Origin of the sequence: Methylobacterium sp. NFXW15 (assembly GCF_049887755.1) — a bacterium.
GTDB lineage: Bacteria > Pseudomonadota > Alphaproteobacteria > Rhizobiales > Beijerinckiaceae > Methylobacterium.
Window position 1 is genome coordinate 13,166 of record NZ_JAGEKG010000013.1, and the last position, 12,798, is coordinate 25,963.

At 67.0% G+C, this 12,798-nt stretch carries 13 protein-coding genes; 8 read left to right on the forward strand and 5 right to left on the reverse strand.

The features are described 5' to 3' along the window. Positions 1–126 precede the first annotated feature (126 nt). Positions 127–255 (forward strand): TFIIS helical bundle-like domain containing protein, encoded by a 129-nt coding sequence (locus J4O73_RS21555; RefSeq protein ID WP_378970002.1) that lies wholly within the window; start codon positions 127–129, stop codon positions 253–255. Between the two features lie 52 nt (positions 256–307). Here J4O73_RS21555 and J4O73_RS21560 read toward each other — a convergent pair whose 3' ends face one another. Further along, positions 308–1,498: a patatin-like phospholipase family protein gene (locus J4O73_RS21560; protein WP_426220741.1), complete on the reverse strand. Its 1,191-nt coding sequence runs from the start codon at positions 1,496–1,498 to the stop codon at positions 308–310. Between the two features lie 331 nt (positions 1,499–1,829). Between J4O73_RS21560 and J4O73_RS21565 the strand changes: the two genes are divergently transcribed. Continuing rightward, positions 1,830–2,366: a GcrA family cell cycle regulator gene (locus J4O73_RS21565; RefSeq protein ID WP_426220742.1), complete on the forward strand. Its 537-nt coding sequence runs from the start codon at positions 1,830–1,832 to the stop codon at positions 2,364–2,366. Here the strand turns inward: J4O73_RS21565 and J4O73_RS21570 are convergent. Continuing rightward, the gene (locus J4O73_RS21570; protein WP_426220744.1) at positions 2,363–3,304 is read right to left on the reverse strand and encodes a TAXI family TRAP transporter solute-binding subunit; all 942 of its coding nucleotides are present in this window, start codon (positions 3,302–3,304) and stop codon (positions 2,363–2,365) included. The genes J4O73_RS21565 and J4O73_RS21570 overlap by 4 nt on opposite strands. Positions 3,305–3,544: 240 nt before the next feature. Between J4O73_RS21570 and cysK the strand changes: the two genes are divergently transcribed. The 4 genes from cysK (at position 3,545) to J4O73_RS21590 (ending at position 5,374) form a co-directional block, all read left to right on the forward strand. After that, entirely contained in the window at positions 3,545–4,519 is a 975-nt protein-coding gene (gene cysK, locus J4O73_RS21575; RefSeq protein WP_426220746.1) for a cysteine synthase A, read from the forward strand. 90 nt (positions 4,520–4,609) lie between these two features. Then, positions 4,610–4,930 (forward strand): hypothetical protein, encoded by a 321-nt coding sequence (locus tag J4O73_RS21580; RefSeq protein ID WP_426220747.1) that lies wholly within the window; start codon positions 4,610–4,612, stop codon positions 4,928–4,930. Further along, positions 4,930–5,241 (forward strand): hypothetical protein, encoded by a 312-nt coding sequence (locus tag J4O73_RS21585; protein WP_426220749.1) that lies wholly within the window; start codon positions 4,930–4,932, stop codon positions 5,239–5,241. Before J4O73_RS21580 ends, J4O73_RS21585 begins: the two co-directional genes overlap by 1 nt. Further along, positions 5,234–5,374: a hypothetical protein gene (locus J4O73_RS21590; RefSeq protein WP_426220751.1), complete on the forward strand. Its 141-nt coding sequence runs from the start codon at positions 5,234–5,236 to the stop codon at positions 5,372–5,374. The genes J4O73_RS21585 and J4O73_RS21590 overlap by 8 nt, the downstream gene beginning before the upstream one ends. A 47-nt stretch (positions 5,375–5,421) precedes the next feature. Here J4O73_RS21590 and typA read toward each other — a convergent pair whose 3' ends face one another. Further along, a complete protein-coding gene (typA, locus tag J4O73_RS21595) occupies positions 5,422–7,239 on the reverse strand; it encodes a translational GTPase TypA (RefSeq protein WP_378969987.1) in 1,818 nt (605 codons plus the stop codon). Positions 7,240–7,502: 263 nt separating this feature from the next. Between typA and J4O73_RS21600 the strand changes: the two genes are divergently transcribed. Continuing rightward, positions 7,503–10,148 carry an ABC transporter transmembrane domain-containing protein gene (locus tag J4O73_RS21600; protein WP_426220753.1) on the forward strand — a complete coding sequence of 882 codons (2,646 nt, stop codon included), beginning with the start codon at positions 7,503–7,505 and terminating at the stop codon, positions 10,146–10,148. A gap of 58 nt (positions 10,149–10,206) precedes the next feature. Then, positions 10,207–11,607: a cytochrome P450 gene (locus J4O73_RS21605; protein WP_426220858.1), complete on the forward strand. Its 1,401-nt coding sequence runs from the start codon at positions 10,207–10,209 to the stop codon at positions 11,605–11,607. Between the two features lie 53 nt (positions 11,608–11,660). Here J4O73_RS21605 and minE read toward each other — a convergent pair whose 3' ends face one another. Then, positions 11,661–11,984: a cell division topological specificity factor MinE gene (minE, locus tag J4O73_RS21610; RefSeq protein WP_426220755.1), complete on the reverse strand. Its 324-nt coding sequence runs from the start codon at positions 11,982–11,984 to the stop codon at positions 11,661–11,663. Beyond that, entirely contained in the window at positions 11,981–12,796 is an 816-nt protein-coding gene (gene minD, locus J4O73_RS21615; protein ID WP_426220757.1) for a septum site-determining protein MinD, read from the reverse strand. Before minD ends, minE begins: the two co-directional genes overlap by 4 nt. Positions 12,797–12,798 lie beyond the last annotated feature (2 nt).

A 12,798-nucleotide genomic window follows, 5' to 3' on the forward strand; every position in this document is an offset into this window, starting at 1 on the left:
ACGCGTTGTCCGGTTCGAACTCAGGCATGACATGCGTGGCCCGTTCATTGCGGAACAGGGGGTGCCCGTCGCCCGTTGATGATCAAGCTGCGCCGTTTTAGCGCAGGATGCGAGAGGACCCCGCGCATGAGCCTTATCGGACGTCTCGTCACCAAGATCCTCGGCAATGAGGATCGGCCCGTCATCCGCGACGACCGCAACGCGAGCACGGCCTCCCCGATCGGCCGTCTCGTGACCAAGATCCTGCGGAAGTAACCGGGCCTTCGCCCATACCGATCCAGGGCGAGCCGCCCTGGATCGTTCGAGCCTACGGATTTACCGTCTGCGCGATCTGCGCCTTGGTGATGGGCGCGGCGGGAACGGTATGCTCCCACAGATGGCTGGTACGGGCCTTCTCGAACCCGTCCTTGTAAAGGGCGCGCATGTAGGCGGTATTGAAGCCCTGAGCGGCCGGTGCCTTGGGACCGGTCTCGTCCACATAGGTCAGATTGAAGCCGATATTGTTGGCGCGTGCGAGCGCGTAGGTCGCAGCCAGCGCCGCGCGGGATCGGGCCCGGCTCGCGGTGGTAAACGACCGCCCGACGATCGCGAGCGTGTTGTTCTGCGTCACCTCGAAATCAGGCTCGAGGCGCCCATTGATGACCACGAAGATGTCGCCCTTCCCGTGGGTGCGCAGCTTGCCGTCCCGGAGCAACAGGCTCTGCGGCAGGGTGAAAACGGGTGTCACGACCGAGCCGTCGACATGCATTTCCTGGAACTGCGTGGGCCCGGCGCTGACATCGATGAGTTGCGGCGGGAATACCGCCGGGATGCTGGCCGACGCCGCGAGCACGTCGCGGAACAGTTCCAGCCGGTTCGGCGCGTTGCTCGAGGCGATAGCGCCCATGTTCCAGATCACGGCGCGCTGAGAGTCGAGGTTCGTCGTCACAACGAGGAGGCGGCGACCCTTGGCATGCTCGGCGGCGATCGCGTCCATCAGGTCGTTCGTCAGATATCGGCCGATCAGGTCGCGCAGGCGCCCGTCCCCGAACAGGCCGGAGCCGAACAGTACGCTCGTGATGCTGGGCTCGGCGACCAGCGTTTCGGCGACGCCGCTCGTGTAGAATTCGGTGAGATACGAGTCGTAGCCCGGTCCCAGGAACGCGAAGGGCGCGATCAGTGCGCCCGTGGACACCCCCGAGACGAGAGTGAACTCGGGTCGCGTGCCCGAGGCCGTCCAGCCATTGAGGACGCCCGCACCGTAAGCGCCGTCCCCGCCGCCACCCGAAAGAGCGAGATAGGTGAAGCGGCTCTTGCGCTTCTCGGGATTGGCCGCGAGCTGAGCGATGGTCTCGACCGAAGCGTCCGCGAACACGCGCGCGTCCGCGACGCCAGGCACGGTCGCGGCGCTGGCTTGGTCGGCGGTATAGGTAGTGCGCGGCACGGAGCCGCAGCCCGCCACAAGCGCGGCCAAGCCGAGGATTGCGGCGCAGCGCAAACCATTCCGAACGGTGGCCATCGTCAACATCCCGAACGTCCGGCTCGCACGAGGCGACGCACTTGCTAAGCAGAACCGAGCTTGGCCGTTTCGCGTTCCGGAAGCAAAGGCCAAGTTTGCCTTGACGAGGGGTTGTTGCAGTGCGGCCACGATTCAGCCGGAGGCCACGGTTGGCGGTGGACAGGCCAACGAGCGCTCGAAACCGTGGTCTCCCCGCCCTTGCAAGCGCCGCGAACGGCGCTGTAGGGTTCATCGGACGGCTCGGAGAGACACGGTGTCGCACTGGCCCGGCTCCCGCTGGCCGGCTCGAACGCGTCGCGTGCGCCGCTGGGCGATGGGTCGGAGGGGGATAATGGAAGCGGGCTTGAGCTGGACCGAAGAGCGCGTGGCGCTTCTTCGACGCCTCTGGGAAGACGGACAGAGCGCCAGCAAGATCGCGGCGCAACTCGGCGGCGTGACGCGCAATGCCGTCATCGGAAAGGTCCACCGGCTGGGTCTCGCGGGTCGCGTGAAGTCCGGCGAGGATACGCCGGTCGTCGCCAGCAAGCCCGTCGAGGTTGAGAAGGCCGCGATCCTCGCCGCCGCGCCGGAACCGGCCGTCGTCGTCTCGCACCGCCCGGCTCCCGAATTTCCGCAGGCTGCCCCCCCTACTCCAGTCGCCGCCGTCGCTCCCGAACCGGCTGCGATCCCCGTGTCGCAACGGGTCACGATCATGGACCTGCGGGAATCCATGTGCCGCTGGCCGCTGGGCGATCCGACCACGCCGGAATTCCGCTTCTGCGGTGCCCGGTCGATCACCGGCCTCCCCTATTGCACGCACCACGCCGAGATCGCCTACCAGCCGGCGACAGAGCGCAAGCGCGATCGCCGGGCCGCGGGTTTCCGCTAAGGCTTCGCTTCGGACAGGTAGCGCCGCGTTCCTGCATCGAGCGCAGCCTTCGGCAGGAGGCCTTCGAGCAGGCGTGGGTCGCTCTCGCCGCCCTGTGCGTGGCGGGAGCGCATTTCCGCCATTGCACGGGCCAGGGCCGTCACGATCCGATAGCCGGTCTCGGGCGGGAAATCCGGCCGTGCGAGGATGAAGCTCCACGAACCGATGGTCGAGATCGGAGCGTCCTGCCCCGGGAAGCTTCCGGCTGCCACGGTCATGGGCGTCAGAGATCGATCCTGCGCCGTCAGCCTGTCGATCGCCTCGGCCGAGGGGCCAAGGAAACGGGCGCCCCCCTCCTCCCGAGCCACGGCCAGGAACCCGGGCCATCCCAATCCGCCGCCCCACAGGGCTGCCGCCCGTCCATCGCGGACCATGGCGGGTCCATCGCCGGCATGATCGAGGAGGATGGACCGGATGTCGCGCTCCGGATCGAGGCCCGACGCGGCGAGCACCGCCCGTCCCATCACCGTCAATCCCGAGTTTCGCGTGCCGAGCGCGACGGCCCGGCCGCGCAAGTCGGCGATGGTGCGCACCGGACTATCGGCACGCAGCACGAACAGACCGGGACTCGAGTACATCGGCGCCAGCACCTTCGGCCCATCGGGCCTGTCGAGGATGGGATAAGCATAGGCCCCCTGCACCAGCGCAAGATCGATCTCACCCCGCGTCAGCAGGCCGATATTTTCCGCCGACCCGCCGCTCGGCCGTGTCTCGATAACCAGATCGGGATCGGCCCCGTGAATCGCGGCGGCAAAGGCCTCTCCGAAAGCCGGGAATCCTCCGCCGGGCGTCGCCGTGGCGAGGGTCACGCGCAGAGGCTCGGCCCAGACCGGCCATGCCGCCATCGCCATGCAAGCCGCGATTCCGGTTCGGCGCGTCAGTCTCGTTCCGTGGCTCATAACCGACACCCACTTGAGAAGGTTATTCTCTGGTCGAGGGGAGTTTAAAATACAATCTTCCACAGCAGGGCTTAATCCCTGGCTTCAGTAAAATGATTTGTCGGATAAGGCACTTACAGTGATTGCTCCGGCCGGATCGAGCGGCTATCGCAGCCCATGGAACGGATCCGGTAAGCCCTCACCCCTTGGCATAGGGTTTTCGCATCCGACATCGGAATGAACGCAGACAGGACATACGCGATGGCCGATTCCCTCAACGCGCCGGCCAAGGTCGGCCACGGTCGCATTTTCGGTTCGATCACGGAAACGATCGGCAATACGCCGCTCGTGAAGCTGAACCGCCTTCCCAAGGAGCATGGCGTCGACGCCGAGATCCTGCTGAAGCTCGAGTTCTTCAACCCGATCGCGAGCGTGAAGGACCGTATCGGCGTCAACATGATCGACGCCCTTGAAGCCTCGGGCAAGTTGCAGCCGGGCGGCACGCTGGTCGAGCCGACGTCCGGCAACACCGGCATCGCGCTGGCCTTCACCGCAGCCGCCCGCGGCTATCGGCTGATCCTCGTGATGCCGGAGACGATGTCGATCGAGCGGCGCAAGATGCTGGCCTTCCTCGGCGCTGAGCTCGCCCTCACTCCCGGCCCGCAGGGCATGAAGGGTGCCATCGCCAAGGCCGAGGAACTCCTTCGCGAGATCCCCGGCGCCGTGATGCCGCAGCAATTCTCGAACCCGGCCAACCCGGACATCCACCGCCGCACCACGGCCGAGGAGATTTGGGCCGACACGAACGGCAAGCTGGACGCCTTCGTGGCCGGCGTCGGCACGGGCGGCACGATCACGGGCGTGTCCGAGGTTCTCAAGCCGCGCCTGCCCGACCTGAAGGTCTTCGCTGTGGAGCCGGTCGACTCGCCGGTCATCTCCGGTGGCCAGCCGGGCCCGCACAAGATCCAGGGCATCGGCGCGGGCTTCATCCCCGACAACCTGCACACCGACGTGCTCGACGGCGTCCTGAAGGTCTCGAACGACACCGCTTTCGAGACGGCACGGGCGCTGGCCAAGCTGGAAGGCATCCCCGGCGGCATCTCGACGGGCGGTAACGTCGCCGCCGCCCTCGAACTGGCCAAGCGGCCGGAATTCCAGGGCAAGCGGATCGTCACCATCGCCTGCTCCTTCGCCGAGCGGTACATCTCGTCGGCGCTGTTCGACGGCATCGGCTAGTCCGAACCCTGCGGCTCGGCGTCCGCGCCGGGCCGCAACGATCACCCGCCGCCTCCGTTGTCCCGATACAACAGGACACGAGAGGCCATCATGGCGGACACCAACCAGCGTCAGTCGCTCAAGGACTTCGACGCCTATGCCGACCGCAACGGTCAGGATCTGGGGCAGGATTCGCCCCTGGACGTGGGCTTGCCGCAGAACACGCAGGCCGATCTGAAGCGCGATCCCTCCGGCGAGGCCGAGGCCGCCCGCATCGCATCCGGCACGCCGGGCCAGGATGCCACCGACGCCACCGAAGCCGAAACGCCTCCGGAGAACCTGCGCCGCCTGCGCGGTGAGACCGATTCCTCCACATCCGAGGCCATCGACCGCGCGACCGCCGCCGTCGGCCAGGACGATGGAAAACGCTGATGCGCGAGACCAGCGACTCCGCGACTGTCACCCGTAAGCCCGACGACAAGGTCGGCTCGCCCGGCACGCCGCCCACAGGCGGCGGGCATCAGACGCCGCAGCAAGCGGCCATCACCGGCATCGAGAGCGGTGGCAAGGATGAGGCCGAGCGTCGGCGAGAGATGGGCGGCGGGGCCGCAGGTTCATCGCCTCCCGCCATCGGCGGCTCATCGAACGGCCATTCCGATCAGAAGGCATCGCGCGGCCCCGAGGCCGATACCAAGGTCGCCGGGGGACATTCCCGTGCGGAGAGGAGGGACGGCGATGAGTGAGCGTGAGGAACCCAAGAAGCGCCCGGCAAACATTGCCCCGGACGCGGTGAAGGACCCGAACGAGAAGACGGACGGCAAGCCGGGCGAAGGCCCGAAGGGGCCGAACAGTGAAACCGACCCCGGCAGCAGCTAACAGAAAAAAGCCCGGAGGGTTTGACCATCCGGGCTTTTCATTCAGCCTCAGGCTTCCTTGGAGCGCTCAGCCCGCTTGCGGTCGTTCGGGTCGAGAACCGTCTTGCGCAGGCGGATCGACTTCGGCGTGACTTCCATCAGTTCGTCGTCTTGGATCCAGGCGAGCGACTTTTCGAGGGTCATGCGAATCGGCGGAGTCAGGCGCACAGCCTCGTCCTTCGACGTGGTGCGGATGTTGGTGAGCTTCTTGCCCTTGAGCACGTTCACCTCGAGATCGTTCTCACGGTTGTGCTCGCCGACGATCATGCCCTGATACACCTTGGCGCCGGGCTCGATCATCATCGGGCCGCGATCTTCCAGGTTCCACATGGCGTAGGCCACGGCCTCGCCCTTGTCGTTCGAGATCAGCACGCCGTTGCGGCGGCCGGGGATCTCGCCCTTGAAGGGCTCGTAGGCCTTGAACAGGCGGTTCATGATCGCCGTGCCGCGCGTGTCGGTCATCAGCTCGCCCTGGTAGCCGATGAGGCCGCGGGTCGGGGCATGGAAGACGAGGCGCAGGCGATCACCGCCTGACGGCCGCATCTCGATCATCTCGGCCTTCCGCTCGGACATCTTCTGAACGACGACGCCGGAATGCTCCTCGTCCACGTCGACGACGACTTCCTCGACGGGCTCCAGCAGGTTGCCGTCCTCGTCCTTCTCGAACACCACGCGCGGACGCGAGACGGCGATCTCGAAGCCTTCGCGGCGCATGGTCTCGATGAGGATGGCGAGCTGCAATTCGCCACGGCCGGACACGTAGAACGAGTCCTTGTCGGCGGCTTCCTCGATCTTGAGCGTGACGTTGCCCTCGGCCTCCTTGAACAGGCGGTCGCGGATCATGCGGCTCGTGACCTTGTCACCCTCGGTGCCGGCCAGCGGCGAATCGTTCACGATGAAGGACATGGTGACGGTCGGCGGATCGATCGGCTGGGCCTGGATCGGCTCGTTGACCGCCGGATCGCAGAACGTGTCGGCCACGGTGCCCTTCATCAGGCCCGCGATGGAGACGATGTCGCCCGCCTCGCCCACGTCGATGGGGGCACGCTCGAGGCCACGGAAGGCCAGGATCTTCGAGACGCGACCGGTCTCCACGACCTTACCCTCGCGGTCGAGAACCTTGATCGACTGGTTCGGCTTCACCGTGCCGGAGGCGATGCGGCCGGTGATGATGCGGCCGAGGAACGGGTTGGCTTCGAGCAGCGTACCGAGCATGCGGAACGGGCCAGGCTCGGTCTTGGCCGGCGGAACGTGCTTGAGCACGAGGTCGAACAGCGGCGCGAGGCCTTCCGATTGGTCGGCTTCCGGCGACAGACCCATCCAGCCGTTGCGGCCGGACCCGTAGAGAATCGGGAAGTCGAGCTGTTCGTCGGTGGCGTCCAAGGCGGCGAAGAGGTCGAACACCTCGTTCACGACCTCGTTGATGCGGGCATCCGGCCGATCGACCTTGTTGACGGCCACGATGGGGCGCAGGCCGATCTTCAGCGCCTTGCCGACCACGAACTTGGTCTGCGGCATCGGGCCTTCAGCGGCGTCGACCAGCACGATCACGCCGTCGACCATCGAGAGGATACGCTCCACCTCGCCGCCGAAGTCGGCGTGGCCGGGGGTATCCACCACGTTCACGCGGGTGTCCTTCCAGACGACCGAGGTCGCCTTGGCCAAGATGGTGATGCCGCGCTCCTTCTCGAGATCGTTCGAATCCATGGCGCGCTCTTCGACGCGCTGGTTCTCACGGAAGGTGCCGGACTGCTGAAGCAGCTTGTCGACGAGGGTCGTTTTCCCATGGTCGACGTGGGCGATGATGGCGATGTTGCGCAGATCCATGGGCCGGGTTCACGCTCGGTGGCCCTGGCAGTGCCGGTGCATCGGACGACATCAGGTCGTCCGCCCCGGGCCATGGGCAGATGTGTGGCGGTTGCGCTGCAATAGAAGGACATACCGCTTCCGGCAAGCCCAGGCGGCAAATGAGCGTTGGTTTCCCTGTGCCGACGTGCGCGTCCAGACGCGACGGCGGGGAGTTCCGCTATAGATAGGCGCCGTCGCGATCCGGGTTCGGCGTCGCCCCGCCCCATGTCCGGAAGGACCCCATGCGCGAGCTAGAGCCGCGACTCTTCAGCTACATCTGGCGCCATTCCAAGCGCGACCAGATCGCGATCTGCGTCGTCGTGCTGGCGTCGCTGCCGTTCTATTTCGCCTCGCTCGACCTGCCGAAGCGCATCGTCAACGACGCGATCACCGGCCGCGCCTTCTCCCATGGAGAGGAGACGGCCTCTTTCCTCGAGATCAAGATCGACTGGCCGAGCTTCCTCGGCGGCGGCCGCACCGAGGTGTTCGAGGGATTCCAGGTCGACCGGCTGCACCTGCTTCTCGGCCTCTCCCTCATGTTTCTCGGCCTCGTGATCGTGAACGGGGCTTTCAAGTTCTGGATCAACCTGCAGAAGGGCATCCTCGGCGAACGGATGCTCCGCCGCCTGCGATTCCAACTCTTCGCCCTGATGCTGCGCTTCTCGGCCGAGGCGCAGAGCGAAGTGAAATCGTCCGAGACCGCCACGATCATCCGCGACGAGGTGGAGCCGATCGGGTCCTTCATCGGCGATGCCATCGTCGTACCGGCGCAGCTCGGCACGCAGGCGCTCACGGCGCTGGCGTTCATCCTCATGCAGAATGTCTGGCTCGGCCTCGTCGCGGGGGGGATGGTCGGCGTGCAGATGACGGTGATCCCGCGCCTCCGGCGGCAGATCATCGTGCTCAGCCGGAAGCGACAGATCGCGTCGCGCGCCTTCGCGGGCCGGGTGGCGGAGGTCCTCGACGGTCTCCCCGCCGTCACGCTCAACAATACCGGGCGGTGGGAGCGCGCCGAAATCGGCGGGCGGCTCTACGCGCTCTACGATCTGCGCTTGCGGATCTACCGCCGCAAGTTCGCGGTGAAGTACCTCAACAACCTCATCGCGCAGATCACGCCGTTCCTGTTCTACGCAATCGGCGGCGTCTTCGCCCTGAAGGGCGAGTTGGATATTGGCCAGCTCGTCGCCGTCCTCGCCGCCTATCGCGATCTGCCTCCTCCGCTGAAGGAACTGATCGATTGGGATCAGCAGCGCCTCGATGTGGAGGTGAAGTACGAGACGGTCGCCGCGCATTTCGGCCCGGATCGGCTGACGCCCTATCAGGACGATGACGGCCCCGGCCTCCGGCTCGGTTCGCCCCTCTCGACCGAGGACCTTACGATCCGCGACCCGCGCGGGGGCTCGCCCATCGACATCGCGGCGATCGACATGCCCTTGCCCGCGCGGCTTGCGCTGGTCCCGCCGGGCCCCGTGGCGCAGGAATTCGCGCGGGTGATGGCGGGGCTCCAGATGCCGCGTGGCGGCACGGTGCGGATCGGCCATTACGATCTTGCCACCCTTCCCCGCTCGATCTTCTCCTCGCGCCTCGCATTCGCGGGCATCACGCCGGTCCTGTTCCCCGGCTCGATCCGCGACAACCTGCTCTACGGGCTCCGGGTGAAGCCGCAGGCCAGCCGTCGCCTGGACTTCACCAAGCAAAGCCTCCGCGAGGCGCTCCGCACGGGTAATCCCCTCGACAGCATCACAGACCCCTGGATCGATTTCGCCGCGCTTGGCGTCGAGGACGCGGCTGGGCTCGACCGGCGCCTCGTGGAGATCCTCTCCCGCCTCGGCCTCGCCGACGATCTCTATCGCTACGGTCTCGGCACCTTGAGTTCGGTGACTCACGAATCGGAGGCCGGACAGCGGTTCATCCTGGCCCGCGAGCATCTCCGCGAGCATTTCGAGCAGCAGGGGCTGGCCGGTCTCGTCATCCCGTTCTCGCGCGGCGCCTTCAACGATCAGGCGACACTCGGAGAGAACCTGCTGTTCGGTGTCCCCCGCGATACCACGCTGACCGAGCCCCTGCGCCTGGCGGCGGCGGCTCCGTTCCGCATGGCGCTGGCGCAGGCGCGCTTGCTCGACGACCTCGACCGGATGGGTGTGGAGATCGCGCGGAATCTCAGCGAGATCTTCAAGGACGTGCCCCCCGGGCACCCGCTCTTCCGGCGCTTCTCCCTGATCACTCCGGAAATGGTGCCGGAATACGAGGCGCGCCTGAGCCGCCTCGCCCCAACGGGTCGCCTACCGGAGGAGGACAGCAAGGCGTTCCTCGCCTTGGCCCTGGCCTATGTCGAACCGCGCATGCGTTTCGGCCTCATCGACCCGATCCTCAAGTCGCGGGTGGTCGGCGCGCGCAGCGTGGTGCAGGACGCCCTTGGCGGGGAGGACGGGTGCGATATCGAGACCTACGACCCCGCCCGCATCAATCCGCGGGCCAGCGTGCTCGACAACATCCTGTTCGGCCGCATCGATACGGCGCGGATGCACAGCGAAGAGATCATCCAGCGCGAGGTACTCGCCGTGTTCCGCGAGTTCGATTTGGAAGACGGTATCCGGCGGCGCGGGCTCGAACGGCAGGTTGGCAATCGCGGGCTTCTCCTGCCGGAGCGGGTACGCGTCCGCGTCGGTCTCACCCGGGCGCTGCTGCGCCAGCCGGAGATCCTTGTGATCGACCGCGTCACCGACCATCTCGAAGGAGGCGTTCAAACGCTGCTGGATGTGGTGGAAGAGATGATCCCCTCGGCGACCCTCCTCGCCTCCGTGTCGTCGGAGGCCGAGGTCCAGGCGTTTCCCGTCGCCCTCCGCCTGGTCCCTTCGGATCAACCGATGCGGAAGGCAGCGGAATGAGCGTTCGACGTTTACTCCCGGCCGTGCGTCGGCCATGACCGCGCCCGTGATGGATGCCATGCCGACGGACGCAGCCCCGACAGGCCAAGCCGCAGCGCGCGCGCCGCGAATGGTGCCGCCGCGACGCGAGCCTCCCAGCCGCGACCTGCCGATCCTCGCCTATCTCCGTTCCATCCGCGACAACGGCCTCTTGGGGTTCCCGAAGGCGGCCTTCGAGGAGCCGGTGACCCGGCGCGGGTTGCTCGGACGGTCGAGCTACATCCTCAACGATCCGGAGGCGATCCGGCGCTTCCTCGTCGAGAATCAAGCCAATTACGCCCGTACCGTGGGCACGATCCGCATCCTGCGGCCGATCCTCGGTGACGGGCTCCTGATCAGCGAGGGCGCGGAGTGGCGCCACCAGCGCCGCACGTTGGCTCCCGCCTTCACCCCCCGCGCCATCGACGGGCTGGTGCCGCATATCGACCGGGCGGTGACGGACGGCATCGCGGCGCTACGCCCCGTGGCGGCGGCCGGTCCGGTCGATCTGTTCGCGACCTTCCATAGCCTCGCCCTGGATATCGCGGGGCGGGCCATGTTCTCCGTGGGGATGGACCGGCAGGGCCCGCAACTGCGCGCCTTCATCGCCGAGTACAGCGTCCGGATCGGCCGCCCCCACGTCCTCGACGTGCTGATGCCGCCGGGCTGGCCAACGCCGCTCGGATGGCCCCGTGCGCGGTTTCGGAAGCGTTGGATTCCCTTCCTCGATTCGCTGATCAGGGCCCGTGCCGAAGCCGCCGCGAATTTCAACGGCGATCTCCTCGATCTCCTGACCGCCGCGCGCAACCCGGAGACCGGCCAGCCCTTCAACCTGCAGGAATTGCGCGATCAGGTCGCGACCATGATCCTGGCGGGCCACGAAACGACGGCGGGGACCTTGTTCTGGGCGAGCTACATGCTCGCCCTGTGCCCGGAGATTCAGGAGCAGGTTGCCGCCGAGGCGCGGGCGGCCGACCTCACCGACCCGACAGGCTGCCACGCGGATGGGCGGCTGCCACTCACTCGTGCGGTCATCGACGAGACGTTGCGGCTCTATCCGGCGGCCTTCGTGGTGGTGCGGCGCGCGCTGGGCCCGGACGAGTTGGCGGGCCACCCCGTCGCCAAGGGCGATATCGTTCTGGTCAGCCCTTGGGTGCTGCACCGGCATCGCAAGCTGTGGGATGACCCGGACGCGTTCGATCCCGGCCGGTTCTTGCCGGGCCGTCCAGCCCCGGCGCGATTCAGCTACCTGCCCTTCGGCGCGGGACCGCGCGTCTGCATCGGCGCGCAATTCGCCTTGAGCGAGGCGGTCATCGCCCTCGCTCGTCTCTGCGCGGCCTTCCGCATCGAGCCCGTCGGCAACGAGCCGATCCTACCGGCGGCGGTGGTGACGACGCAGCCCGAGAATCCAGGCGCCTTCCGGCTGTCCGCACGGGATTGAGGGCTACAAAAGAGAAACCCTCCCCCCGCCGGGACGGGGAGAGGGATTGGCGATCAAGCCGCCTTCTTGGCGCCGCTCTTGGCGGCGACCTGCGCGATCTTGCTCGCGAGCTTCGCATCGAGCTTGGCCGAGGCCCCGAGGGGGAGCTCGATATCGAGGCCCAGCGTCGAGACACCGGCGCCGCGCTCCAGCGTGACCTTGACCTTGTCGGGCTCGACCGCGACGTGGTTGGCGATCACGGCCAGGATCTCTTCCCGGAGCTGGATCACGAGATCCGGCCTGCCGGATTCGTTGCGCTCGTGGGCGAGGATCAGTTGGAGGCGGTCGCGGGCGACCGCGCTCGAATTGCGCTTCTGGAAGATCCCGAGGATGCTCATGCAGCCCTCCGCATGAAGAGCTTGTCGAGGAAGGACTTGCGCTCCGTGGGGAGCACCATCGGCACGTCCTCGCCCTTGAGCCGCTTGGCCGCGTCGGCGTAGGCGCGGGCCGGGGCACAGAGGGGGTTGTTCAGCGTCACCGGGCAGCCGACGTTGGAGGCGCGGAGCACTTCCTGGCTTTCCGGGATGATCGCGAGCAGCGGGATCGAGAGGATCTCCAGCACGTCTTCAGTCTTCAGCATGTCGCCGCGATCGGCCCGCATCGGGTCGTAGCGGGTAAGGATGAGGTGCTTGTCCATCTCCTCGCCGCGCTCGGCCTTGGCGGTCTTGGAGTCGAGCAGGCCGATGATCCGGTCGGAGTCGCGCACCGAGGAAACCTCGGGGTTCGTGACGACGACGGCGATGTCGGCGTGATGCATGGCGAGCTGGGCGCCGCGCTCGATACCGGCCGGGGAGTCGCAGATCACCCAGTCGAACTTCTCGCGTAGTTCATCCATGACCCGGGCGACGCCCGCATCGGTGAGGGCGTCCTTGTCACGGGTCTGCGAGGCCGGCAGCAGGTGCAGGCTCTCGACCCGCTTGTCCTTGATCAGCGCCTGCGGCAGCTTGGCGTCGCCGTTGACCACGTTGATCAGATCGTAGACCACCCGGCGCTCGGCGCCCATGATCAGGTCGAGGTTGCGCAGGCCGACGTCGAAATCGACGACGCACACGCTCTGGCCACCCTGCGCGAGGGCCGCTCCGAGGGCCGCGGTGGTCGTCGTCTTGCCGACGCCGCCCTTGCCCGATGTGACGACGAGAACCTTTGCCACGC

Bases quoted from the DNA above. Each gene is read 5' to 3' on its own strand.
- typA (WP_378969987.1), bottom strand. From the start codon at position 7,239: ATGGATCTGCGCAACATCGCCATCATCGCCCACGTCGACCATGGGAAA.
- J4O73_RS21605 (WP_426220858.1), top strand. From the start codon at position 10,207: ATGCCGACGGACGCAGCCCCGACAGGCCAAGCCGCAGCGCGCGCGCCG.
- J4O73_RS21580 (WP_426220747.1), top strand. From the start codon at position 4,610: ATGGCGGACACCAACCAGCGTCAGTCGCTCAAGGACTTCGACGCCTAT.
- J4O73_RS21560 (WP_426220741.1), bottom strand. From the start codon at position 1,498: ATGGCCACCGTTCGGAATGGTTTGCGCTGCGCCGCAATCCTCGGCTTG.
- cysK (WP_426220746.1), top strand. From the start codon at position 3,545: ATGGCCGATTCCCTCAACGCGCCGGCCAAGGTCGGCCACGGTCGCATT.
- J4O73_RS21585 (WP_426220749.1), top strand. From the start codon at position 4,930: ATGCGCGAGACCAGCGACTCCGCGACTGTCACCCGTAAGCCCGACGAC.
- J4O73_RS21590 (WP_426220751.1), top strand. From the start codon at position 5,234: ATGAGTGAGCGTGAGGAACCCAAGAAGCGCCCGGCAAACATTGCCCCG.
- minE (WP_426220755.1), bottom strand. From the start codon at position 11,984: ATGAGCATCCTCGGGATCTTCCAGAAGCGCAATTCGAGCGCGGTCGCC.
- J4O73_RS21555 (WP_378970002.1), top strand. From the start codon at position 127: ATGAGCCTTATCGGACGTCTCGTCACCAAGATCCTCGGCAATGAGGAT.
- J4O73_RS21570 (WP_426220744.1), bottom strand. From the start codon at position 3,304: ATGAGCCACGGAACGAGACTGACGCGCCGAACCGGAATCGCGGCTTGC.
- J4O73_RS21600 (WP_426220753.1), top strand. From the start codon at position 7,503: ATGCGCGAGCTAGAGCCGCGACTCTTCAGCTACATCTGGCGCCATTCC.
- J4O73_RS21565 (WP_426220742.1), top strand. From the start codon at position 1,830: ATGGAAGCGGGCTTGAGCTGGACCGAAGAGCGCGTGGCGCTTCTTCGA.